The 21,779-nt window shown below is 72.2% G+C and carries 20 protein-coding genes and 2 tRNA genes; 19 read left to right on the top strand and 3 right to left on the bottom strand.

Annotated elements, in window-relative coordinates; translation table 11 throughout:
- Positions 1-24: 24 nt before the first annotated feature.
- Both ACZ4MF_RS35390 and ACZ4MF_RS35385 read left to right on the top strand, forming a co-directional pair.
- Positions 25-594, top strand: coding sequence for an SCO2584 family spore wall biosynthesis protein (locus ACZ4MF_RS35390; protein ID WP_467496629.1), 570 nt, complete (start codon positions 25-27; stop codon positions 592-594).
- 90 nt (positions 595-684) lie between these two features.
- Positions 685-1,764 (top strand): SCO2583 family membrane protein, encoded by a 1,080-nt coding sequence (locus ACZ4MF_RS35385; RefSeq protein ID WP_467496627.1) that lies wholly within the window; start codon positions 685-687, stop codon positions 1,762-1,764.
- On the opposite strand, the gene ACZ4MF_RS35380 is transcribed toward ACZ4MF_RS35385, so the two are convergent.
- The gene (locus ACZ4MF_RS35380) at positions 1,730-2,809 is read right to left on the bottom strand and encodes a M48 family metallopeptidase (RefSeq protein WP_467496625.1); all 1,080 of its coding nucleotides are present in this window, start codon (positions 2,807-2,809) and stop codon (positions 1,730-1,732) included. The genes ACZ4MF_RS35385 and ACZ4MF_RS35380 overlap by 35 nt on opposite strands.
- A 102-nt stretch (positions 2,810-2,911) precedes the next feature.
- Between ACZ4MF_RS35380 and ACZ4MF_RS35375 the strand changes: the two genes are divergently transcribed.
- From ACZ4MF_RS35375 to ACZ4MF_RS35330, 10 genes are all read left to right on the top strand, one after another.
- Positions 2,912-3,076 (top strand): hypothetical protein, encoded by a 165-nt coding sequence (locus tag ACZ4MF_RS35375; protein WP_467496623.1) that lies wholly within the window; start codon positions 2,912-2,914, stop codon positions 3,074-3,076.
- A 120-nt stretch (positions 3,077-3,196) separates the two neighbouring features.
- Positions 3,197-3,352 carry a hypothetical protein gene (locus tag ACZ4MF_RS35370; protein ID WP_467496621.1) on the top strand — a complete coding sequence of 52 codons (156 nt, stop codon included), beginning with the start codon at positions 3,197-3,199 and terminating at the stop codon, positions 3,350-3,352.
- 56 nt (positions 3,353-3,408) lie between these two features.
- Entirely contained in the window at positions 3,409-4,035 is a 627-nt protein-coding gene (nadD, locus tag ACZ4MF_RS35365) for a nicotinate-nucleotide adenylyltransferase (protein ID WP_071371006.1), read from the top strand.
- A gap of 16 nt (positions 4,036-4,051) precedes the next feature.
- Entirely contained in the window at positions 4,052-5,776 is a 1,725-nt protein-coding gene (locus ACZ4MF_RS35360) for an LCP family protein (RefSeq protein ID WP_467496618.1), read from the top strand.
- Between the two features lie 110 nt (positions 5,777-5,886).
- Positions 5,887-6,330 carry a ribosome silencing factor gene (gene rsfS / locus ACZ4MF_RS35355; protein WP_467496616.1) on the top strand — a complete coding sequence of 148 codons (444 nt, stop codon included), beginning with the start codon at positions 5,887-5,889 and terminating at the stop codon, positions 6,328-6,330.
- The gene (locus tag ACZ4MF_RS35350; protein WP_356039563.1) at positions 6,330-6,998 is read left to right on the top strand and encodes a histidine phosphatase family protein; all 669 of its coding nucleotides are present in this window, start codon (positions 6,330-6,332) and stop codon (positions 6,996-6,998) included. The genes rsfS and ACZ4MF_RS35350 overlap by 1 nt, the downstream gene beginning before the upstream one ends.
- 104 nt (positions 6,999-7,102) lie before the next feature.
- Positions 7,103-7,175, top strand: a tRNA-Ala gene (locus tag ACZ4MF_RS35345).
- Between the two features lie 190 nt (positions 7,176-7,365).
- Positions 7,366-7,539 carry a hypothetical protein gene (locus ACZ4MF_RS35340; protein ID WP_225100930.1) on the top strand — a complete coding sequence of 58 codons (174 nt, stop codon included), beginning with the start codon at positions 7,366-7,368 and terminating at the stop codon, positions 7,537-7,539.
- A gap of 3 nt (positions 7,540-7,542) precedes the next feature.
- Positions 7,543-7,776, top strand: a complete 234-nt coding sequence (locus ACZ4MF_RS35335; protein WP_006136074.1) for a hypothetical protein — start codon at positions 7,543-7,545, stop codon at positions 7,774-7,776.
- A 128-nt stretch (positions 7,777-7,904) separates the two neighbouring features.
- Positions 7,905-7,977, top strand: a tRNA-Ala gene (locus ACZ4MF_RS35330).
- A gap of 61 nt (positions 7,978-8,038) precedes the next feature.
- Here the strand turns inward: ACZ4MF_RS35330 and ACZ4MF_RS35325 are convergent.
- Together ACZ4MF_RS35325 and ACZ4MF_RS35320 are read right to left on the bottom strand one after the other, a co-directional pair.
- Positions 8,039-9,649 (bottom strand): NADH-ubiquinone oxidoreductase-F iron-sulfur binding region domain-containing protein, encoded by a 1,611-nt coding sequence (locus ACZ4MF_RS35325; RefSeq protein ID WP_467496612.1) that lies wholly within the window; start codon positions 9,647-9,649, stop codon positions 8,039-8,041.
- Complete coding sequence (locus ACZ4MF_RS35320; RefSeq protein WP_467496610.1) at positions 9,646-10,926, bottom strand: cytochrome b/b6 domain-containing protein; 1,281 nt, start codon at positions 10,924-10,926, stop codon at positions 9,646-9,648. Before ACZ4MF_RS35320 ends, ACZ4MF_RS35325 begins: the two co-directional genes overlap by 4 nt.
- Positions 10,927-11,356: 430 nt before the next feature.
- Here ACZ4MF_RS35320 and leuS point away from each other — a divergent pair, with 430 nt between their 5' ends.
- The 7 genes from leuS to ACZ4MF_RS35285 all read left to right on the top strand — a co-directional run bounded on the left by leuS (position 11,357) and on the right by ACZ4MF_RS35285 (position 21,761).
- Positions 11,357-14,239, top strand: a complete 2,883-nt coding sequence (gene leuS, locus ACZ4MF_RS35315; RefSeq protein WP_467496608.1) for a leucine--tRNA ligase — start codon at positions 11,357-11,359, stop codon at positions 14,237-14,239.
- A gap of 130 nt (positions 14,240-14,369) precedes the next feature.
- Entirely contained in the window at positions 14,370-15,107 is a 738-nt protein-coding gene (locus ACZ4MF_RS35310) for a hypothetical protein (RefSeq protein ID WP_467496606.1), read from the top strand.
- 71 nt (positions 15,108-15,178) lie between these two features.
- Entirely contained in the window at positions 15,179-16,024 is an 846-nt protein-coding gene (locus tag ACZ4MF_RS35305) for a DegV family protein (protein ID WP_356037562.1), read from the top strand.
- Between the two features lie 121 nt (positions 16,025-16,145).
- Positions 16,146-17,195 (top strand): ComEA family DNA-binding protein, encoded by a 1,050-nt coding sequence (locus tag ACZ4MF_RS35300; RefSeq protein ID WP_467496604.1) that lies wholly within the window; start codon positions 16,146-16,148, stop codon positions 17,193-17,195.
- Positions 17,192-19,906 carry a ComEC/Rec2 family competence protein gene (locus tag ACZ4MF_RS35295; RefSeq protein WP_467496602.1) on the top strand — a complete coding sequence of 905 codons (2,715 nt, stop codon included), beginning with the start codon at positions 17,192-17,194 and terminating at the stop codon, positions 19,904-19,906. Before ACZ4MF_RS35300 ends, ACZ4MF_RS35295 begins: the two co-directional genes overlap by 4 nt.
- Positions 19,907-19,910: 4 nt before the next feature.
- Positions 19,911-20,753 (top strand): arylamine N-acetyltransferase family protein, encoded by an 843-nt coding sequence (locus tag ACZ4MF_RS35290; RefSeq protein ID WP_467496600.1) that lies wholly within the window; start codon positions 19,911-19,913, stop codon positions 20,751-20,753.
- 126 nt (positions 20,754-20,879) lie between these two features.
- Positions 20,880-21,761 carry a YceI family protein gene (locus ACZ4MF_RS35285; protein WP_467496598.1) on the top strand — a complete coding sequence of 294 codons (882 nt, stop codon included), beginning with the start codon at positions 20,880-20,882 and terminating at the stop codon, positions 21,759-21,761.
- Positions 21,762-21,779: the final 18 nt, after the last annotated feature.

Genomic DNA, 21,779 nt, shown 5'->3' with positions numbered 1-21,779 from the left:
ACCCCTCAGGTCTACTCTGGACGTGTGCCGGAGGACGTGGGGGGCACGCCGTTCTCTGACGGCTGGGAGCCCGACGACGACCACGACCGCGGGGTGTCGGACGAAGAGTTCGCCTCCGTGGTCTTCGACGAGGCCTTCGTGCTGGCGGCCACGGTCCATGAACCGACCGCCGTGGAGCGCCTCCTCGCCGCCGCGCAGGCGAGAGCCGAGGCCTCCGAGGCGGAGGCCCGCCGTGCCCGCGCCCGCGGCGAGCGCTACGACGACACGTACGCCCCCGAGGGCACCGATCCCGGCCAAGATCGCGACGACGACCTGGACGACCTCTACGTCCTCGACGACGGCGACGGCCCCTTCGGCGCCCACGGCAGACAGGTCCGCTGGCACCGCCCCGTGGCCTGGGTGCTCGCCGTCGTGATGGGCATAGGCATGGTCGCCCTCGCCTTCGCCGCGGTCTACCGCGGCGGCTCCTCCGGCGCCCGCGACCGGGTGCCCGCCCCCGCCTCGACCGGTGTGGAACAGGGCGGCGCCGCCGCACCCTCCGTCTCCGCCGACACCGGCCAGCCGGTCGCCTCGGCCACGCCGCGCACTCCCTGAGCGCACCCGCCCGCCCCTTGGTGAGAACCTGTCAGAAGTTGTCGTGTACCAGGGCGTTTACCTGAGGTCCCTGCGACCTACCCTGAAGGTATGGGCGGGCCAGGAGACCCACCGGAGGGGACACCCGAGGGCGGCCCCGCAGGTGGCGAGGACGAGTACCGATCCGTCGTGTTCGACGAGTCGTTCGTCCGCGCTGCCCGCCTCCAGGAGTACTCCGCCGAGGAGCGGATGGCCGACCACACGCCGGCCGTACGCCGCCGCCCGCCCCTGCACCGCGGCCTGCACCGGCAGTTGCTGGTCCTCGTCGTGCTGTTCGCCGTCGCCATGGGCACCGCGGTCTACATGAGCGTGCGCCATCCCTACGGCTCCCCGCAGGTCCGGCGCTCCGCCGAACCCCTGCGGACCACGGTGATCCCGCTCGCCCCGACGGCCGAGGTGCCCGGCGGGGCCGACGCCGAGAGCCTGTACGCGCACAGCCCCGCCGCCCAGTTCGAGGTCGGCGCCGAGGGGATCCCGCTGCCGGCCGCGCGCGGCACCGTCCACTTCGCCGACAGCCAGGTGGTCACCGCGCTCACCAGCGCCAAGGACTACATCGTGCGCTCCGCGCTCTACCCCGAGGTGCTGACCGGCCGTCAGATCGCCCCCGCCCGGGCCCTTGTCGACGCCGACCAGCTCGACCAGTTCGACCAGAGCTTCGCCCGTCCGGCGGCCGACGGGCGGCACGCCGCCACCGGCTGGGTGGTCCGCTTCGACCCCGCCCGCACCCAGCTCGCCGACGACCGGATCCGGGTCCAGGGCGACCTCCAGGCCGTCGAGGCCGACGCGGACACGCTGGAGGTCACCGCCGACCACACCCTGGTCTACGCACTGCGGCCCACCGGCGCCCCGGCCGGTGCGCGGGTCTCCCTGTTCACCGTGCGCCGCGAGCTGACCTTCAGCTTCACCCGCGACGACCTGCGCACCCACCAGGTCCAGCTGCTCACGTCGTACGTCCAGGCGGGTCCCCTCGCCTGCGCCGAGGACTCCTCGGCCTATCTGCGGCCGCTGCTGGCCGGGCAGACGGCCCGCAGCGGGGGCCCGGCGGGCACCGACCCGTTCGCCACGGACAGCCCGGCGGCGCTGTGCGGGACCCTGGCTACTCCTCGTCCGTCGGCCCCTCCTGCGCCGTAGGCGGGCCGCTCTTGAAGCCGTCGAAGCCGCGCCGCACCCGGCCGCCCAGGTCGCCCGCGCCGCCCGCGAGGTCCGAGACCAGCTTCATCAGCGGGTCCTTGGAGGTCTTGACGTCGCTCGCGTAGGCGGCCGCCGACTCGCGGAAGGAGTCGCTGACCGAGGTGTCCTTGTCCTCGTCGCGGTGTGCGTAGTGGCCGTCCATGATCCGCTGGAAGTCCCGGGACTCGGACCACTTCTTCAGCTCGGCCGCCCGTACGGCGGCGAACGGGTGCGAGCGGGGCAGCACGTTCAGGATCTTCAGCACCGAGTCGCGCAGATCGCCCGCGGCGTCGTACTCCTCGGCCTGCTCCAGGAAGGCGTCCACGTTCATCTCGTGCAGGTGGTTGCCGCCCGCGATCTTCATCAGGCCGCGCATCGAGGCCTGTGCGTCCTGGCCCACCAGCAGACCCGCGCGGTCCGCGGACAGCTCCGACTTGCGGAACCACTCCCGCAGGGCCGTGATGATCGCCATGATCGCGAAGTTGCCCAGCGGGATCCAGGCGACCTTCAGGGCGAGGTTGGTCAGGAAGAGCAGGATCGTGCGGTACACGGCGTGGCCGGACAGGGCGTGGCCCACCTCGTGGCCGACGACCGCGCGCATCTCCTCCTCGTCGAGGAGCTCCACGAGGCCCGTCGTGACCACGATGATCGGCTCGTCCAGGCCGATGCACATGGCGTTCGGCTGCGGGTCCTGGTTGACGTACATCGGCGGGACCTTCTCCAGGTCCAGGATGTAACAGGCGTCCAGCAGCATGTCGTGCAGATGCTGGAACTGCCGCTCGGAGACGCGGACCGAGTCGGACAGGAACAGCAGCCTCAGGCTCCGCTCGGGCAGCAGCCCGCTGAGCGCCTTGAAGACCGTGTCGAATCCGCTCAGCTTGCGCAGCGCGACCAGGGCCGAGCGGTCGGCCGGATGCTCGTAGGCACGCGAGGAGATCCCCGGGAAGCGCCTGCGCTGCCTGCTCGGCACGCGCTCGTGCCCGGTCTGCTGGCCGTCGTCGGACATGTCTTCCCCCAAGTGCGTGTGAGTGCCCACTGTGCCCCCGAGGCAGGGCCCAGCCTAGGCGGAGATACCGTGGACGGGCAGTACAGCCGAAGGAGTCCACCGATGGATCACCACCCCGCAGCCGCCTGGCTGACCGAGGCCGCCACCAGCGCCGCCCAGCAGCACGGGTCGGGGAATCTGCTCCGCGTCGTTCTGGTCGTGATGGTCCTGGGCTGCGCGCTGACCGCCTGGTTCCTACTCAGGGGCTACAAGCGCAAGGACGACTGAGCGGCGGCGAAAGTTCCCCGCCGGACCCCAACGGCGGAGTCGGCGTGATCGTCGCCGGACCGCCCGCATACGATGAGCCGACATCTTTATCCCGCCCACACGCGTTAGGTCCTGCCGAAGATGAGCCTTCACAGCGCCGCAGCCCAGATGGTCACCCTCGCCGAAGCCGAGGGCGGCCACCACAACAGCCTCAACCCGGCCATCACCGGCGGCGGCGCCTTCGTCATCCTGCTGCTCCTGCTGTGGATCACCACGCGGTTCAACCGCGACCGCTGAGCCGGAACCCCGTCCCCGGCGGGACCTCTGAGGCCGGGCCGGTAGGGTCTGCACGCATGGGAGAGCAGGACATGCCTACCGGCCCCGTGCACACGGGCAAGCGACGCCTGGGCGTCATGGGTGGAACGTTTGACCCGATCCACCACGGACACCTGGTGGCGGCCAGCGAGGTCGCCGCGCAGTTCCAGCTGGACGAGGTGGTGTTCGTGCCCACCGGCCAGCCGTGGCAGAAGTCCCACCGCAAGGTCTCCCCGGCCGAGGACCGCTACCTGATGACGGTCATCGCGACCGCCGAGAACCCCCAGTTCTCCGTCAGCCGCATCGACATCGACCGTGGCGGTCCGACCTACACCGTGGACACCCTGCGCGACCTCAGGGCCCTCAACCCCGACACCGACCTGTTCTTCATCACCGGTGCCGACGCGCTCGCCCAGCTGCTGACCTGGCACGACAGCGAGGAGCTGTTCTCCCTCGCGCACTTCGTCGGCGTCACCCGGCCCGGCCACCACCTGACCGACCCCGGCCTTCCCGAGGGCGGCGCCTCGCTGGTAGAGGTTCCCGCGCTCGCCATCTCCTCCACAGACTGCCGTGCGAGAGTCGCGAAGGGAGACCCCATCTGGTACATGGTGCCGGACGGAGTCGTGCGCTACATCGCCAAGCGCGAGCTGTACCGCGGCGAGTGAGCCGAGAGGGGCACCGGTGAACGACCGATACGACACGGGCAACGGCGGCTATGGCGCCGACCCGTACGAGATCGTCGGCTACGACGAGTACGGCCGGCCCGTCTACCGGCAGGTCCCGGCGCAGCAGGCCCAGCACACCCAGCAGGCCGGCTACGACCCGTACGCCCAGCACCAGGGCTACGGCTACGACCCCTACGCCACCGGCCAGCAGCCGCCCGTGCCCTCCTACGACTCGGGGCAGCAGCCGGCGTACGACCCCTATGCCGCCCAGAGCCCGTACGACCCGTACGGGACCGGCACCCAGCAGGTGCCCGGCTACGACCCCTACGGGCAGGCCGCGGCCGGCGGGCAGCAGCCCCGGGCGGCCGGACAGACCGCCCACATCCCGCACCAGCCCGGCCCGGCACAGGGGCCGCGGGAGCCGGGGGAGCGGCACGCGGAGACCCGGGACGGGGGCGAACGGGACTACCGCACCGAGCAGTTCGCGTTCGTCGAGGACCCGGAGGGTGACTCCGAGGACGTCATCGACTGGCTGAACTTCACCGAGAACCGCACCGAACGCCGCGAGGAGGCCAGGCGCCGCGCGCGCGGCCGGCTGATCGCCCTGGTCGTCGTCCTCGCCCTGGTCGCCGTCGGCGGTGTCGGCTACCTCTGGTACGCCGGAAAGCTGCCCGGCCTGTCCTCCGCGGCCGCCAAGCCCGGCGCGGCCACGCCCGTCGGAGCCCAGAAGCGCGACGTGATCGTCGTCCACCTGCACAACACCGACAAGGGCGGCACGTCCACGGCGCTGCTGGTCGACAACACCACCACCAAGCAGGGCAGCACCGTGCTGCTGCCCAACAACCTCGCCCTGAGCGACGACTCGGGCGCCACCACGACGCTCGCCAAGTCGGTGGACGGCGACGGCTCCTCCGGCACCCGCGACCAGCTCGGCACCGTCCTCGGCACGAACATCCAGGCCACCTGGCGCCTCGACACCCCCTACCTGCAGAACCTGGTCGACCTGGTCGGCAACATCGACATCGACACCAACGCCGACGTGCCCGACCCGAGCTCGAAGAAGGCCGGCGCCGAACCGCTCGTCCACAAGGGCAGCCAGCAGACGCTGAGCGGCAAGATGGCCGTCGCCTACGCCACCTACCGTGCCCCGGGGGAGAACGAGAACGCCCAGCTGGAGCGGTTCGGACAGGTCATGCAGGGCACGCTGCGCAAGCTGTCGTCGGACCCGTCGGCGGCGATCACCACGGTGCAGACCCTGGCGCAGATCCTCGACCCGCCGCTCACCGACAAGGACCTCGGCACCTTCCTCGCCAGGCTCTCCGACCTCGCCAAGAGCGGCGCCTACAAGACCGCCCTGCTGCCCGTGCAGACCGACGGCACACTGAGCGCGAAGACCAGCGACAGCGTGGTGAAGGACATCCTCGGAGGCACCGCGAAGAGCCCCGACGCCGGCTCCGCGATCCGGGTCTCCGTGCAGAACGCCACCGGTGTGAAGGACGACACGGAGAAGGCCCGCGTGGTGCTCCTCAACGGCGGCTTCACGTTCCTGGAGGGCGGCAGCGCCACCGGCACCCAGGCCGTCTCGAAGGTGCTCTACTCGGACGCCTCCCATAAGCAGAACGCCACCGAGGTCGCCAAGACCCTCGGCCTGCCGAGCGGCGCCGTGGCCAAGGGCACGGTCTCCTCGGGCGCCGACGTCTCGGTCGTACTCGGCCAGGACTACCGACCGTCCGCCTCCTGACCGGCCGCCTCCCGGCCGGGGCACCCTGCGCGACCCTTTAATCACGTGGGGTGCCCCGGGCGGTCCGTGAGACCCTTGAGGGCAAACGACCGCCGACGGAAAGCCATGTAGTGACCGCCACTGACCGTTCCCTTGAGCTCATCCAGACCGCCGCCCAGGCGGCGGCCGACAAGCTCGCCCACGACGTCATCGCCTACGACGTCAGCGACGTGCTGTCGATCACGGACGCCTTCCTGCTGGCCTCCGCGCCGAACGACCGCCAGGTCAAGGCCATCGTCGACGAGATCGAGGAGCGCCTGCAGAAGGAACTCGGCGCCAAGCCGGTGCGCCGCGAGGGCGACCGCGACTCCCGCTGGATCCTGCTCGACTACGTCGACATCGTCGTCCACGTCCAGCACAGCGAGGAGCGGGTCTTCTACGCCCTGGAGCGGCTGTGGAAGGACTGCCCCGAGCTGGAGCTGCCCGCCGACGCCAAGGCCACCCGCGGCAAGGCCGAGGAGCACGCGAAGCAGCAGGCCGCCGAGGCCGACCAGGGGCCGGGCGGGGAGTGGTGATGAGCGCCACCGGCGAGGTCACCGACCGCAAGGGCCGCGGCCGCCGCATCATCCTGTGGCGGCACGGCCAGACCGCGTGGAACGTCGAGCGCCGTTTCCAGGGCAGCACGGACGTCGCGCTGACCGAGACCGGCGTCGGCCAGGCCCGCCGCGCCGCCCGGCTGCTGGCCTCCCTGGGGCCGGACGCGATCGTCTCCTCCGACCTTCAGCGGGCGGCGCACACGGCCGCCGAGCTGGCCGCCCTCACCGGCCTCGACATCACCCGCGAGGAGGGCCTGCGCGAGACGTACGCGGGCGTGTGGCAGGGGCTGACGCACGAGGAGATCATCGCCCGCCACGGCGCGGAGTACGCCGCGTGGAAGCGCGGCGAGCCGGTCCGCCGCGGCGGCGGTGAGCTGGAGACCGAGGTCGCCGACCGGGCCGCCCCCGTCGTGCTGCGGCACGCCGAGAAGCTGCCCGAGGACGGCACGCTCGTCGTCGTCAGCCACGGCGGCACCATCCGCACCACCATCGGCCGGCTCCTCGGGCTCGCGGCCCGGGACTGGGAGAGCCTCGGCGGTCTGTCCAACTGCTGCTGGTCCGTGCTGGGCGAGGGCGCCCGCGGCTGGCGCCTGCTGGAGCACAACGCCGGCACCCTCCCGGAGCCCGTCCTCGGCGACGACGACTGACCCGCCGGCCGACCCGCCGGGGCTCGCGCACCCCGGATTTCACTTTCTGGCAGGTCACAGGCTAGAGTTCTTCTTGTTCGCCCCGCCGAGCGGGAAGAACGCAAGGGGCTATAGCTCAGTTGGTAGAGCGCCTGCATGGCATGCAGGAGGTCAGGAGTTCAATTCTCCTTAGCTCCACTGGTCGACACTCTGTCGAGTGTCAGAGATCGGTGAGAAGATCCCGTCCCCTGAGGGGGCGGGATCTTCTGTTTGTCGGCGGCGGCCTTTGAGTCGCTCGGGGTCCCGTGCTCGTATACCCCTCCGGAGGCGTTCCCGTGGCAGAATCAAACGGCCGGAAGGGGGCGCGGCCCGACGGGAGGGAGTAGCGATGCCTGCGAGCATCCTTGGGGAGGGCGGCGACCTCCTCGGTGCGGCATTGATACGGAACACGACGACCCGGCTGCTCTGCCCTTCCTGCGGTTCCGCGCACGTGGCCCAAGTCCTCGGCGACAACGGCGGAATCTCCTACGTGTGCACGGCCTGCGGCCACAGCTGGAGCTGATCGATGGGTGCACACAGGCGAAAGTGCGACTGGTGCGGCAGCGGTACGCCGATCGTCCGTGACATGGAGCCGATCAACCCCGACTACCAGTACTGGTGCGAGGAATGCGCGCGGGCGCTGATCATAAAGGGCGACCCGATCGAGACGTACCGGGAGCTGGAGGGCGAGCCGATCTACGGCCGCCTCCTCGAAGAGCACTGCACGCTCAAGCGGTTCTACTCCTTCGTGACGGCCTGACAGCTACAGCGCAAAAGCGGACATACATGAGCGTATTGGAGCGGCCCCGAAACCGATTTTGCGCTCCGCTTCCGGCCCTGTAATGTTTACGACGTCGCCAGGGGGAACCGGGCGAAACAACAAAACAAGGGGCTATAGCTCAGTTGGTAGAGCGCCTGCATGGCATGCAGGAGGTCAGGAGTTCAATTCTCCTTAGCTCCACAGAAGTCGAAGGCGGACCATCCCGAGGATGGTCCGCCTTCGACGTGTTGAGCGGGTCCGCTCAGCGGCCCAGGGCCCGCCGGCCGCGGCCCTGCGAGAGAACCGGCAGGTTGCGCGACGGCGCCTGGCCGCGCGTGTCCTCCTCCAGGCGCAGGGCGAGCGCCGGGCAGCGGCGCACCGCGCGCAGCGCCTTGGCCTCGGCGTAGCGCGGCACCTGCGCCTGGGCGACGGTCGGGAAACCGTCGGCGCCCAGCTCGAACACCTCGGGCAGGATGTCGGCGCACAGCCCGTGGCCCCGGCACAGCGTCCAGTCGACGTAGATCTTCTGCCGGCTGGCGCCGGTCTCCTCGGGCTCTGCGCCGCCCGGGATGCCCGTAGGGGCCCTGCCGCCCTCGAAGAGCGGCAGAACGCCTTCCACGGGCCGTCCGCAGCCGTTGCCGAGGACGTGGGCGGCGAGGTCGTCGGTGAACGCCTTGATGGTCGACTCCAGGAACATCGCCGAGCCGTCCGGGTGCGAACACGCCCCGCGGCGCTTGACGTTCTTCGCGACCTGCTTGAGCGCCTCCAGGGCGGCCGGTCCGCCGCCGTTGAGAATGTCCTCCATCCCGCGCGCGGCGGCGGGCAGTCCGAGGTAGCAGGGGCCGCACTGGCCCGCGCTCTCCTCGGCCAGCCACTGCGCCACCCGCAGCGACTCGCCCAGCGGGCAGGTGTCCTGGCTGATCGGCAGGATCGCGCCCGCGCCCAGCGAACCGCCCACCGCGTCCAGGGAGTTGCGCGAGACGATCGCCTCGTCGACGGTCGCCGCGTCGATCCACTTGCCGTGGTAGCCGCCGGTCAGCACGCCCTGCGGCACCGGCGGGGCGCCCGCCAGCTGGAGCACGTAGCGCAGCGGCACGCCCGTGGGGACCTCCAGGACCATCGGGCGGGCCACCGCTCCGGACACGGTCAGCATGACCGTGCCGGGCTCGTCGTACAGGCCGGTGTTGCCGTAGCGCTCCGGGCCGATGCGGGCGGCGATGGCCAGCTGCGCGAACGTCTCGGCGTTCGACAGCAGCGTGGGCGCCCCGCCGACACCGCTCTGCGAGGCGCTGATCTTGCGGCCGGGCGGGATCGCCGGGCCGCCGTCGACCGAGCGGATCAGCGACGCGGCGGCGCCGGTGACCATGCGCACGGGGTTGCGCTGCACCCACGCGCGCAGCGCCGATCTACGGCTGTTGCTCAGCCCGCGTTCGGCGAGCGCGGCCTCCATGGAGCGCTGGGTCGACTCGCGGGTGACGCCGATCACGAGCGTGCGCGCGCCGAGCGCCTCGGCGCACAGCAGCGCGCCGTCCAGGATCAGGTGCGGGGCGCGGTTGATCAGCACCGTGTCCTTGCGGCAGGCCGGCTCGTCCTCGCTGCCGTTGACCACGACGACGGGCCGCACCCCGCGCTTGATCGCCGACTCGGCGACCGAGCGCAGCTTCTTGTGGAAGGGGAAGCCGGCGCCGCCGCGGCCCTTGAGGTTGATGTTCTCGGCGAGCTGGGCGAGCTGTTCGCCGCCCAGGGGGTCGAGCGGCCCGTGCACCTTCAGGTGCATGGGCAGGTCGAGTCGTTCCACAAGGTCGAAGCCCGACGTCAGCTGGGGAAGGCCGACGACGCGGACCTCGGGGACGTCGGGCAGGGCCTCGTTCACTTAAAGCCTCCGGACGGGGTGTTCCAGGACTCGCCCGAACCCGGTGCGTCGAAGGACGAACCGGGCAGCGGTCCGGTCGAGGGACCGTTGTTGTACGTGTCACTGGCGTTGTACGTGTCATACCGGCCGTTTGTCTCACCGGTGTCGTACATCTCACTTCCGCCGTATCCGGACGTGCCCGGATTGTCGTAGACCGGGATGTTGAATCCGGTGTCCTGGAGCGGGTCGTACGCGGACGGCGGGGCCTCGCCGACCGGCGGCGGGGAGGGGATCGGCCAGCTGCCCGAGGTGCTGGAGGGGCCGTCCACGCGCGGGAGGGCCTCCGTGGCCTGGAGGTCCAGCGGCAGGTCCATGCGGGCGGTCTGGCCGGCCGCGAACGGCTGCTGGGCGCCACCGCGCGGGGACACCGCGCGGTAGGCGGCCGCGAACCCCGACGCCGGCTGCCCGGAGGGGGCGGCGGGGGTCTGGTACAGCGGTGCCGCCGTCGCCTCGGGCTCGCGGGGCTCGCGGGCGCTTCCGAAGCCCGCGAGGCCCGCCTCGGCGACCCGGGAGCGGCTCGCGTCCAGCTCGTCGAGTCCCGGCCGCTCCGAGCTGCCGAACAGAGCCACGAGACGGTCGGCGACCCTGCGCTTGACCGGGCGCGGGGCCGCGCGCAGCGCGAGGGCGGCCATGACGGCGATCAGCGACAGCGCGTACGCGTACGTGAAGAACGGGCTCTTCACCGGACGGCCCGCGTACAGGCCGTGGACCAGCGCCGCGCACCAGGCCGGGTAGGACAGCATGTGCATCGCGCGCCAGCGGGCGGCGACCGGGGCCGGGGTGGCGAAATTGCTGCGCAGGGCGCCGGTGATACCCACGAAGATCATCAGAAGGCCCGCCACCGACCCCAGTCCGATCAGGCCGCCGATTCCGGTGATGCCGAGGGAGAACGGAATGATCGCGGCGATCACCTGCGTGTGGCCGAGCGCGATCTTCGTGACGATGTGCAGCAGGAGGAACGCGATCGACGCGATCCCCAGCGTGCGGTGCACCGCCTGGCCGACGATCCGCTGCCGGATGTTCAGGAAGATCCGGTCCTGGGCGAACAGGCCCCAGATCACCGAGCAGCTGAGCGAGACCAGGGACATCACGCCCGCGCCGAAGTTCAGGAAATCGACGTACTGGGTGCCTCCGACCAGCACGCTGACGGGTATCAGCAGCAGGGCGACGGCGGTCGCCACTCCGTAGGCCGAGCGGCCCGGTTTGGGGAGGGAGCTGGTACTACGACGAGGGTTCATGGGGGCAACTCCGAGCAGTTTCGGGAAAGCGGTCCCGCTGCCGAACTCTAAGCGGCGCCATACCGATCGGTACGGGGTTTCAGTTATTGCGTTGTTATCAACGGGCAATATGACTGGGCGGTGTCCCTTAGGGGACAGTACGCGATGTATTTCTTGACCTTGGTTCAGTTCCGGCGGGTTCCTGGCATGTCCACAAGGGATACGGACGCGCGTCCCGGCTTGCTCAAGGCCGTCGCGGCCCGCTCGGGGCCTGCGGTACCCTAACGCCATGCGTGCCGTACGCCTTCTGCTTAGCGGGCCGCGCTGATCAGCACCGACCCCGGTCGTACCCGTGAGGTCGGCATCGGCGCGGCGTCCCCTCCTGTGCGAGGGGATTTTTCGTTTCTTTGGACAGCCGCAGGCAGAGACGATCGATGGAGCTTTGAGGATCATGAGCGAGACGAACCCCGCTGCCGCCGCCGCCACGTCGGCGGAGGTCGCGCCGCACCGCTACACGGCCGCCATGGCAGCCGACATCGAGGCACGCTGGCAGGACTTCTGGGACGCCGACGGCACCTACGCGGCCCCGAACCCCAAGGGCGACCTGGCGGGCGACCCCGAGATCGTCGCCCGGCCCAAGAAGTTCATCATGGACATGTTCCCGTACCCCTCCGGTGCGGGCCTGCACGTCGGCCACCCGCTGGGCTACATCGCCACCGACGTCTACGCCCGGTTCCAGCGCATGACCGGCCACAACGTCCTGCACACCCTGGGCTTCGACGCCTTCGGCCTGCCCGCCGAGCAGTACGCCGTGCAGACCGGCACGCACCCGCGTGTCTCCACCGAGGCCAACATCGAGAACATGAAGTCCCAGCTGCGCCGGCTGGGCCTGGGCCACGACAAGCGCCGCTCGTTCGCCACGATCGACCCGGACTACTACAGGTGGACCCAGTGGATCTTCCTGCAGATCTTCAACTCCTGGTACGACGAGGAGGCGAGGAAGGCCCGCCCGATCGCCGAGCTGATCGCCCAGTTCGAGTCCGGTGAGCGTGCGGTCCCGGGCTCCACGCGCGCGTGGAGCGAGCTGAGCACCGGCGAACGCGCCGACGTCCTGGGCGAGTACCGCCTGGCGTACGCCTCCGACGCGCCCGTGAACTGGTGCCCGGGCCTGGGCACCGTGCTGGCCAACGAGGAGGTCACCGCCGACGGTCGCTCCGAGCGCGGCAACTACCCGGTCTTCAAGGCCAAGCTGCGCCAGTGGAACATGCGCATCACCGCCTACGCCGACCGGCTGCTGGAGGACCTGGAGGAGCTGGACTGGCCCGAGGCCATCAAGCTGCAGCAGCGCAACTGGATCGGCCGCAGTGAGGGCGCCCGCGTCGACTTCCCGATCGACGGCGAGAAGATCACGGTCTTCACCACCCGCCCCGACACCCTGTTCGGCGCGACCTACATGGTGCTGGCGCCCGAGCACCCGCTGGTCGAGAAGTTCACCTCGGCCGCCTGGCCCGAGGGCACGCACGCGGTGTGGACCGGCGGTCACGCCACCCCGGCCGAGGCCGTCGCCGCCTACCGCGCGCAGGCCGCCTCGAAGTCCGACGTCGAGCGCCAGGCCGAGGCCAAGGACAAGACCGGCGTCTTCATCGGCGCGTACGCGACCAACCCCGTCAACGGCGAGCAGGTCCCGGTCTTCATCGCCGACTACGTCCTGATGGGCTACGGCACCGGCGCGATCATGGCCGTCCCCGCGGGCGACCAGCGCGACTTCGAGTTCGCGCGCGCCTTCGAGCTGCCGATCCACTGCGTCGTGGAGCCCACCGACGGCCGTGGCACGGACACGTCGACCTGGGAGAACGCCTTCGGGTCGTACGACGCGAAGATCATCAACTCTTCGAACGACGACATCTCCCTGGACGGCCTGGGCGTCGTCGAGGCCAAGGCCCGCATCACCGCGTGGATGGCGGAGCGGGGCATCGGCGAGGGAACCGTCAACTTCCGCCTGCGCGACTGGCTGTTCAGTCGCCAGCGCTACTGGGGCGAGCCCTTCCCGATCGTCTACGACGAGGACGGCACCGCCCACGCGCTGCCCGAGTCGATGCTGCCGCTGGAGCTGCCCGAGGTCGAGGACTACAGCCCGCGCACGTTCGACCCGGACGACGCCGACACCCAGCCCGAGACGCCGCTGTCGCGCAACGAGGAATGGGTCAACGTCACCCTGGACCTGGGCGACGGGCCGAAGAAGTACCGCCGCGAGACCAACACCATGCCCAACTGGGCCGGCTCCTGCTGGTACGAGTTCCGCTACCTGGACCCGCACAACGACGACAAGCTGGTCGACCCCGAGGTCGAGCAGTACTGGATGGGCCCGCGCGCGGGCCAGCCGCACGGCGGTGTCGACCTGTACGTCGGCGGCGCCGAGCACGCCGTGCTGCACCTGCTGTACGCGCGCTTCTGGTCCAAGGTCCTGTACGACCTGGGCCACGTCTCCTCCGCGGAGCCGTTCCACAAGCTGTTCAACCAGGGCATGATCCAGGCCTACGTCTACCGCGACAGCCGCGGCATCGCCGTGCCGGCCGCCGAGGTGGAGGAGCGCGACGGCGCCTACTACTACCAGGGCGAGCAGGTCAGCCGCCTGCTGGGCAAGATGGGCAAGTCCCTGAAGAACGCGGTGACTCCGGACGAGATCGCCGCCGAGTACGGTGCCGACACCCTGCGCCTGTACGAGATGGCGATGGGCCCGCTGGACGTCTCCCGGCCGTGGGACACGCGCGCGGTGGTCGGCCAGTTCCGGCTGCTGCAGCGGCTGTGGCGCAACATCGTCGACGAGGACACCGGCGAGATCACGGTGGTCGACACGGCCCCCGACGAGGACACGCTGCGTGCCCTGCACAAGGCCATCGACGGCGTCGGCCAGGACCTGGAGGACCTGCGCTTCAACACCGCCATCGCCAAGGTCACCGAGCTGAACAACCACCTGACCAAGGCCGGTGGCGCGGTGTCGCGTCCGGTCGCCGAGTCGCTGGTGCTGATGGTGGCCCCGCTGGCCCCGCACATCGCCGAGGAGCTGTGGCGCAAGCTGGGCCACAGCGACTCGGTCGTCCACCAGGACTTCCCGGTCGCCGACCCGAGTTACGTCGTCGACGAGACCGTGACCTGCGTCGTGCAGATCAAGGGCAAGGTCAAGGCCCGCCTGGAGGTGGCACCGGCGACCTCCGAGGAGGAGCTGGAGAAGGTCGCCCTGGCCGACGAGGCCGTCGTGCGGGCACTGGACGGCGCGACCGTCCGCAAGGTCATCGTGCGCGCGCCGAAGCTGGTGAACATCGTCACGGGATGATGTCCGGGCGCTGACCCCTACGGGGAGACTCGGGGCAGGTTCGGGGTTCTTCCGGAACTCCGGGCCTGTCCGCGGCGTTTACCGTGGAGAGTGCGGCGGTGAGTGCCGCGTCCGCCGGAGGAGGAGCGTCGTGGAAGCAGTGATCGCCGTCTTCGCCCTACTCTTCCTGGTGCTGATCGGCCTGGGCGCGTACGCCACGGTGAAGGCGATCACCGCCGCCAAACGCGGCGTGGACCGCACGATCGAGCAGGCCCGGCGCACGGTCGAGGACCACACCCTGCGCGCGAAGTCCTTCGTCCAGGTCGGCCCCACCGCCGAGATCGCGCAGCTGAGGCTCACGCTGCGCACGTCGATGCGCGCCACCCAGGACGCGCTGCGCACGGGCTCCGCCGAGGACGAGTCCCTGAAGGAGTCCCTCGGCCTGTTCGAGCGGCTCAGCGCGCACGGGCATCAGCTGGACGCCGACCTCAGGCGGCTGGAGGCCGATCCCGACCGGGCCGAGGTCAAAGAGCGGCTGGCCGAGCTGCGTGGCCGTACCGAGCGCATCACCAAGTCCGCGGACTCCCTGCGCTGGGCCGTGCGCGACCGGGCCCGCCGCTTCTCCGACGACGATCTCGGCGCGCTCAGCGACCAGATCGACCTGGAGGCGGACGCCCTGCGCCACTGGACGCCGGCCGGGCCGGCCCAGCCGCCGCCCACGCCGTGGCCCGACGCCTCCGTCGCCGAGGACCGGGCGGCGCAGCACACCCAGTCCTGGGCCCCGGGCTCCCGTCCCGCCGAGGACCCGGCTCCGCAGGCGATCACCCCGCCGGCACCCCGCCCCGCCTACCCCTGGCAGAAGAAGCCCCGCCCGGAGAGCACGGCCTGAGCGGAGCGCCGCGTTCCCCTCGACGGGGGCCGGGCTGCCGCGTGCGCGCTACGGCAGGTAACCTCCAGCTCATGTCCCGCCATGTCGCGATCGTCACCGATTCAACGGCCTACCTGCCGCCCCGGACGATGGAGCGTCACGGCATCACCGCGGTACCCCTGACCGTGGTCCTCGGTGACGAGGCGCTCGAAGAGGGCACGGAGATCTCGACCCGCTCGCTCGCCCAGGCGTTGCAGAAGCGCCGCCCGGTCACGACGTCCCGGCCGAGTCCCGAGGTGTTCGCGGAGACCTATCGCAGGGTCGCCGCGTCCGGCGCCGCCGGCATCGTCTCGCTGCACCTGTCCGCCGAACTGTCCGGCACCTACGACGCGGCGGTCCTCGCGGCGCGTGAAGCGCCGGTGCCGGTGCGGGTGGTGGACACCGGCATGGTCGCCATGGCCCTTGGCTTCTGCGCGCTCTCCGCGGCCGAGACCGCGGAGGCCGGCGGCACGGTGGACGAGGCCGTCACGGCCGCGGAGAAACGCGCCGCGGGCACGTCCGCCTACTTCTACGTCGACACCCTCGACTACCTGCGCCGCGGCGGCCGCATCGGAGCCGCCCAGGCCCTCCTCGGCTCCGCCCTCGCCGTCAAACCCCTGCTCCAGCTGGACGGTGGCCGTATCGAACTGCTGGAGAAGGTCCGTACGGCGTCCAAGGCCATCGCCCGCCTGGAGGAGCTGACCGCCGAGCGGGCGGGCGACGCCGACGTCGACATCGCCGTCCATCACCTCGCCGCCCCCGAGCGCGCCGCCGCCCTCGCCGACCGGCTCCGGGCACGGGTGCCGGGCCTGGCCGACCTGCATGTCAGCGAGGTCGGAGCGGTGATCGGGGCACACACCGGGCCGGGGCTGCTGGGAGCGGTGGTCTCGCCCCGCTGACCCGGGTGCACGGGTCTCCCGTCTCACTCATACGGGTGGCGGAGTTTTCCACAACCGGGCGGTAATACCCGGGAATTGACCAAGATCATCGCAAGTCGGCGGGATGTTCCATCCTCGTCGCATGGCACTTCGATCACGTACGCGCATCACCTCTGCGAGCAGTGGACCCGGCCGCGGGCCCGCGTCGGACGGGCGGGTCCGGTATCACCGTCGCGCCGGTCTCCGCCCGTCGCCGCCGGGAGACGAACTGCGCCGCCGAGCGGAACTCCTCTTCGGCGAACGAGCGGTGCGGCGGCTGGGGTCGGACCACGGGCCGCCGCAGGGGGAGGTGCGGGCGCCGACCACGGCGACGCTCGACCCCGAACCAGCCGAATCCACGGACCCGTTGGAGCCGCTGTCACCCGCCGGTCCCGGCGGTCCCGCCCCTCCTGGTGTACGGGAGCGGGTGGGCCTGGCGGTGCGGGAGCGGATGCCGGTGTGGTTGCAGACGCGGTGCGGGGTGGAGCGGCGGGGCGTCGTCGCGCTCACGGTGCTGCTCGTGGCGGCCGCCGTGTTCGCCGTCCAGCACTTCTGGGCCGGGCGGCCCGAGTCCCTGAAAGCCCCTCAGGTGGTGCGTGCCGAGGCGCCGTACGCCAAGAGGAGAGAAGGGCAGGGGCAGAACGCGAAGGCGGGTGCGGGCGTCGGGGCGAGTGCGGGGGTGAGCGCGGGTGCCTCGGGGGCGCCGGGCGGGGAGATCGTCGTGGACGTCAGCGGCAAGGTACGGGAACCGGGGATCCGGCGGCTGCCGGCCGGCTCCCGCGTGGCCGACGCGCTGCGGGCCGCCGGCGGGGTCCGTCCGGGCGTGAGCGTCGAGGGGCTCAACCGGGCCCGCTTCCTGGTCGACGGCGAACAGGTCGTCGTCGGCCTGCCCGCCTCGGCGGTGGTACCACCCGGTCCGGCGGGCGGTCCGGCCTCCGCGGCGGCGGGCGCGGTCCCCTCGGCCCCGGTCTCCCTCAACACGGCCACGGCGGACCAGCTCGACGCCCTGCCCGGGGTCGGCCCGGTGCTGGCCCGGCACATCGTCGACTACCGCACCCAGCACGGCGGTTTCCGCTCGGTGGACGAACTGCGCGAGGTCAACGGCATCGGCGACCGCCGCTTCAGCGACCTGCGCGAGCTGGTACGGCCATGAGCCGCGCGACCGGCACCGGACCGCCCGGGACCACCGCGGGCCGTGGACCCGAGGGGCGGGAGGCATCGCGCGAGGCGCGGGGGAGCTCGCGCGGCGACCGGGGCGACCGGGCGGGGCCCCTGGACCTGCGCCTCGTGCCGCCCGCACTCGCGGCCTGGGCCACGGCGGCCCTGACGCTGGACGCACCGGCCGGCTGGACCGCCGCGTCGGCAGGGATCTGCCTGGCGGGCGGCGCCGCGCTGCTGTGGGCACGCGGGGCCGGCGCTGTGGTGATGCCGAGGCGGTTCGCATGGGCCCGGGCCTCGGTCGCCGCCGTGCTGCTCTGCGTGGCCGCGGCCGCTGTCTCCGCCGGGCTGCACGGGGCCGACGTGCGGCGCGGGCCGGTGCCCGAGCTGGCCCGGCGGTTCGCGACCGTGACCGCCGAGATCGAGGTGAGCGGCGACCCCTGGCTCAGCCGGCCGAAGGTGCGCGGGGATCACACGGCACCCCTGGCGGTGCTGGCCCGCGCGCAGGTGCGCGGCGTCGAGCGGAGCGACGGGACCCGGGTGCGGACCCGGAGCCCGGTGCTGCTGGTCGTCGACGCGGACGTCCCGGCACCGGAGGGGAGCGCCGGAGGAAGGAGCGGTGCGGCGGACGGCCCGGCGGAAGGGAGCGGGGCGGGGAGCGGGGTCTCCGGGGCGACCTCGGCGGCCGCCGCCCGGCGGGCCCAGGAGACGCGGGCCGCCTGGCTCGGGCTGCTGCCGTCCACGCGGCTCCGGCTGGACGGACGGCTGGCGCCCGCGCTGACGGGCGGCGACCGGACCGCGGCCGTGTTGCGGGTGCGCGGGCGGCCCCCGCGGATCATCGCGGGGCCCAGTGGGTCACAGCGGCTGGCGGGCCGGCTCAGAGCCGGGCTGCGGGCGGCGACGGACGGCCTGCCGGAGGACGCGCGGGCGCTGCTGCCCGGGCTGGTCGTCGGGGACACCACGCGGATCACCCCCGAGCTGGACGAGGCGTTCAAGGAGACCGACCTGGCGCACACGCTCGCCGTGTCCGGCAGCAATCTCACCGTGCTGCTCGCGCTGCTCATCGGGCCGCCCGGGCTGGCCCAGCGGGCCGAACGCCGCGGCCTGGCCCCGCGCCTGGGGCTCTCGCTGCGGGCGACCGCGCTCGCCGCCGGGGCGCTCACCCTGGGTTTCGTGGTCGTGTGCCGCCCCGACCCCAGTGTGCTGCGAGCCGCCGCCTGCGGCGCGCTCGCGCTGGTCGCACTGGCCACCGGGCGCCGCAGATCCCTGGTCCCGGCACTGGCCACGACCGTCCTGCTGCTGGTGCTCTACGACCCCTGGCTGGCACGGAGTTACGGCTTCCTGCTCTCCGTGCTGGCCACCGGCGCGCTGCTCGTGCTGGCCCCGGGCTGGAGCGAGGCGCTGAACCGGCGCGGGGTGCCGGCGAGGCTCGCGGAGGCGCTGGCGGCGGCCGCCGCGTCGCAGGCGGTGTGCGCGCCGGTCGTGGCGGTGCTGTCGGCCCGGGTGAGCCTCGTGGCGGTGCCGTGCAATCTGCTGGCCGAGGCGGCGGTGGCACCGGCGACCGTGCTGGGGTTCGCGGCGCTGGTGACGGCACCCGTGGCGATGCCGGTGGCCACGGCGCTGGCGTGGTGCGCGAGTTGGCCCGCGGGATGGATCGCCGGGGTCGCCCGGACCGGGGCGGCGCTGCCCGGCGCGGGCGTGGACTGGCCGGGGAGCCGGCCGGGGGCGCTGGCACTCGCGGCCGTCACCGTGGCCGTCGTCCTGGCCGGGCGGCGGTTGTCACGGCACCCGTGGTGGTGCGGGCTGCTCGGGCTGCTGCTCCTGCTGGCGGTGGTCCGGCCGGCACCGCTGACCCGGGTGCTAACGGGCTGGCCGCCACCCGGCTGGCGGTTCGCGATGTGTGATGTCGGACAGGGCGACGCGACGGTGCTGGCGGCGGGGGACGGCGCCGGGGTGGTCGTGGACGCCGGACCGGATCCGGTGCCGGTGGACCGCTGTCTGCGACAGCTGGGCATCACACGGATCCCGTTGCTCGTCCTGACCCACTTCCACGCGGACCACGTCGCGGGACTGACCGGTGTGCTGCGGGGCCGCACGGTCGCCGCGATCGAGACCACCGGCTTGGAAGAGCCTGCCGACCAGGCCGAGTTCGTCAGAAAGGAGGCGGCGAGACGGCACATCCCGCTCATGCGGGCCGTGGCCGGGGAGGAGCGGCGCACCGGTCAGCTCGCCTGGCGGGTGCTGTGGCCCCCACCGAGTGGCGGTGCGCCGCCGGACCCGGGGCTCCCCGGACGGCCGGGCACGATCGCGGGATCGGCGCTGGTGCCGGACGGGCCGAACGATGCCAGCGTGGCGATGCTGGTCCGCACGGGCGGACTGCGGCTGCTGCTGCTCGGTGACCTCGAACCCCCGGCCCAGCAGGCGCTGTTGAGGTCCCCGCGGGCGGCGGAGCTGGCCGGTGTGGACGTGCTCAAGGTGGCTCATCACGGCTCGGCCTACCAGGACCCGGACCTGATCCGGCTCGTCGCGCCCCGGGTGGCCCTGATCTCCGCCGGGGCCGGCAACCCGTACGGCCACCCGGCACCGGCGACCCTGGCCGCGCTGCGGGCGGGCGGCGCGCTCGTGCTGCGCACCGACCGGGACGGCTCCCTCGCGGTCGGCGGGACGGGAGGGCCGGGCGGTGAGGTGCGGGTGACGAGAGACTGAGCGCATGAACTCACGCCAGGTCGACGCCTACCTCCACCGGATCGGGGCCGGGCGCCCGCAGCGGCCCACCGGCGAGGCGCTGCGCGAGCTGCATCTGCACCATCTGCGGACCGTTCCCTTCGAGAATCTCTCCGTCCACCTCGGCGAGGAGATCGCGCTGGAGGAGGAACGGCTGCTGGACAAGGTGGTCGGGGCGCGCCGGGGCGGCTTCTGCTACGAACTGAACGGCGCCTTCGGCGCGCTGCTCACCGCCCTCGGCTACGAGGTCGAGCTGCTCGCGGCGCGGGTGTACGGGGACGAGGGGCGGCTCGGTGTCCCGTACGACCATCTCGCGCTGCGGGTGCGGACGGCGGAGGGGGACGTTTGGCTCGCCGACGTCGGGTTCGGGGCGAACAGCCACTACCCGCTGCGGTTCGCCGAGCGCGGGGAGCAGGCGGATCCGGGCGGGCTGTTCCGCATCGCGGAAGCGGCACCGGACGCGGCAGGGGTGCGCGGCGACGGCCCGGCGGGGTCCGGGGAGCCGGACCTGGACGTCGTACGGGACGGAGTGCCGCAGTACCGGCTGGAGACGCGGCCCCGGGTGCTCGCGGACTTCAGGGCCGGCGCCTGGTGGCACAGCACCTCGCCGCTGTCGCACTTCACCGGGTCGCTGGTCTGCTCACGGGTCGCCGGCGACGGAGGGCGGATCACGCTCAGCGGGCGGTCGCTGACCACGACGGACGCGGACGGCGCGCGCGGGACAGGGGAGTTGGGGACGGACGAGGAGGTGCTGGCGGCTTACCGGGAGCGGTTCGGGATCGAGCTGAGCTGTGTTCCGGCTGTGCGAAACCGGAACCTGAACCCCTAATTCGGATCAGTTCCGGCGCATGGGCCGGATTCCCGCGATGTGGGCCCGTGTTGCCCCGAAAGCCGCACCAGTGATCGAATGGACCTTCGGCAGCAGGTGATGTCGAGGCGTACAGGGGTGTCGTAGATGTTCGGCCGCTGGCTGGGTAACCGGACGAACCAGAAGGAACGGACGAGTCCCCTGGTGGCGGTGCGGACACCGCCGGGCGCCGGGGTGCTCAGCTGCCGGGTGGTCGATCCGGTCGACGAGCCGGTCGCGGGCGCCGAGTTCACGGTCAGCGACACCATGGGCCGCAAGGTCATGTGCGGCGGCACGGACCCCTACGGGACGTTCATCGCGACGGTGCCGGCGGGGGAGTACCGGCTCGCGCTGTCGGCCGAGGGCTACACACCCTACCGGGCCACCGCGCTGGTCGGCGAGAACTCCCTCGCCTCGCTGGGCGACGTGACCCTCCAGGTGTCCCATCCGCCGGAGCCGCCCGCGCCGGGCGACTGGGAGATCGAGCCCATGCACTCCTCGATCGGGTTCACCGCGCGGCACATCGGACTGGCCCGGATCCACGGACAGTTCACCTCCTTCGCCGGGGCGGTGCGGATCGGCGAGCGGGTGGAGCGGTCGGCGATGCACGTCGTGATCGACGCCGCCTCCATCGACACGGGGGTGCGGATGCGGGACGACCATCTGCGGTCGGCGGACTTCCTCGACGTGCAGCGGTTCCCGACCCTGGAGTTCTACAGCGAACGGTTCGTGCACAGGGGCGGCAGCCGGTGGGCGATCACCGGCGCGCTGTCGCTGCACGGGGTGACGCGCACGGTCACGCTGGACACCGAGTACCTCGGCCTCGGCAACGGCATGGAGGGCGAGGTACGGGCCGCCTGCCGGGCCACCACCGAGCTGCACCGGGACGACTTCACGGTCAACTGGCAGTCCATGCTGGCGCGGGGCATCGCGGTGGTCGGCTCCAGCGTCCGGGTCGACCTCGACGTGCAGCTCGTGGCCAAGGGCTGACCGGGCCGTGGTCAACGG

The organism is Streptomyces sp. NPDC025793, from assembly GCF_055558375.1.
Note: the sequence above shows the minus strand (reverse complement) of the source record. Positions and strands in the feature narration are given on the sequence as shown.

Excerpts from the sequence above, each read along its gene's own strand:
- ACZ4MF_RS35385 (WP_467496627.1), top strand. The coding sequence starts at position 685 with ATGGGCGGGCCAGGAGACCCACCGGAGGGGACACCCGAGGGCGGCCCC.
- ACZ4MF_RS35380 (WP_467496625.1), bottom strand. The coding sequence starts at position 2,809 with ATGTCCGACGACGGCCAGCAGACCGGGCACGAGCGCGTGCCGAGCAGG.
- ACZ4MF_RS35375 (WP_467496623.1), top strand. The coding sequence starts at position 2,912 with ATGGATCACCACCCCGCAGCCGCCTGGCTGACCGAGGCCGCCACCAGC.
- ACZ4MF_RS35370 (WP_467496621.1), top strand. The coding sequence starts at position 3,197 with ATGAGCCTTCACAGCGCCGCAGCCCAGATGGTCACCCTCGCCGAAGCC.
- nadD (WP_071371006.1), top strand. The coding sequence starts at position 3,409 with ATGGGAGAGCAGGACATGCCTACCGGCCCCGTGCACACGGGCAAGCGA.
- ACZ4MF_RS35350 (WP_356039563.1), top strand. The coding sequence starts at position 6,330 with ATGAGCGCCACCGGCGAGGTCACCGACCGCAAGGGCCGCGGCCGCCGC.
- ACZ4MF_RS35340 (WP_225100930.1), top strand. The coding sequence starts at position 7,366 with ATGCCTGCGAGCATCCTTGGGGAGGGCGGCGACCTCCTCGGTGCGGCA.
- ACZ4MF_RS35335 (WP_006136074.1), top strand. The coding sequence starts at position 7,543 with ATGGGTGCACACAGGCGAAAGTGCGACTGGTGCGGCAGCGGTACGCCG.
- ACZ4MF_RS35320 (WP_467496610.1), bottom strand. The coding sequence starts at position 10,926 with ATGAACCCTCGTCGTAGTACCAGCTCCCTCCCCAAACCGGGCCGCTCG.
- leuS (WP_467496608.1), top strand. The coding sequence starts at position 11,357 with ATGAGCGAGACGAACCCCGCTGCCGCCGCCGCCACGTCGGCGGAGGTC.
- ACZ4MF_RS35305 (WP_356037562.1), top strand. The coding sequence starts at position 15,179 with ATGTCCCGCCATGTCGCGATCGTCACCGATTCAACGGCCTACCTGCCG.
- ACZ4MF_RS35300 (WP_467496604.1), top strand. The coding sequence starts at position 16,146 with ATGGCACTTCGATCACGTACGCGCATCACCTCTGCGAGCAGTGGACCC.
- ACZ4MF_RS35295 (WP_467496602.1), top strand. The coding sequence starts at position 17,192 with ATGAGCCGCGCGACCGGCACCGGACCGCCCGGGACCACCGCGGGCCGT.
- ACZ4MF_RS35290 (WP_467496600.1), top strand. The coding sequence starts at position 19,911 with ATGAACTCACGCCAGGTCGACGCCTACCTCCACCGGATCGGGGCCGGG.
- ACZ4MF_RS35285 (WP_467496598.1), top strand. The coding sequence starts at position 20,880 with ATGTTCGGCCGCTGGCTGGGTAACCGGACGAACCAGAAGGAACGGACG.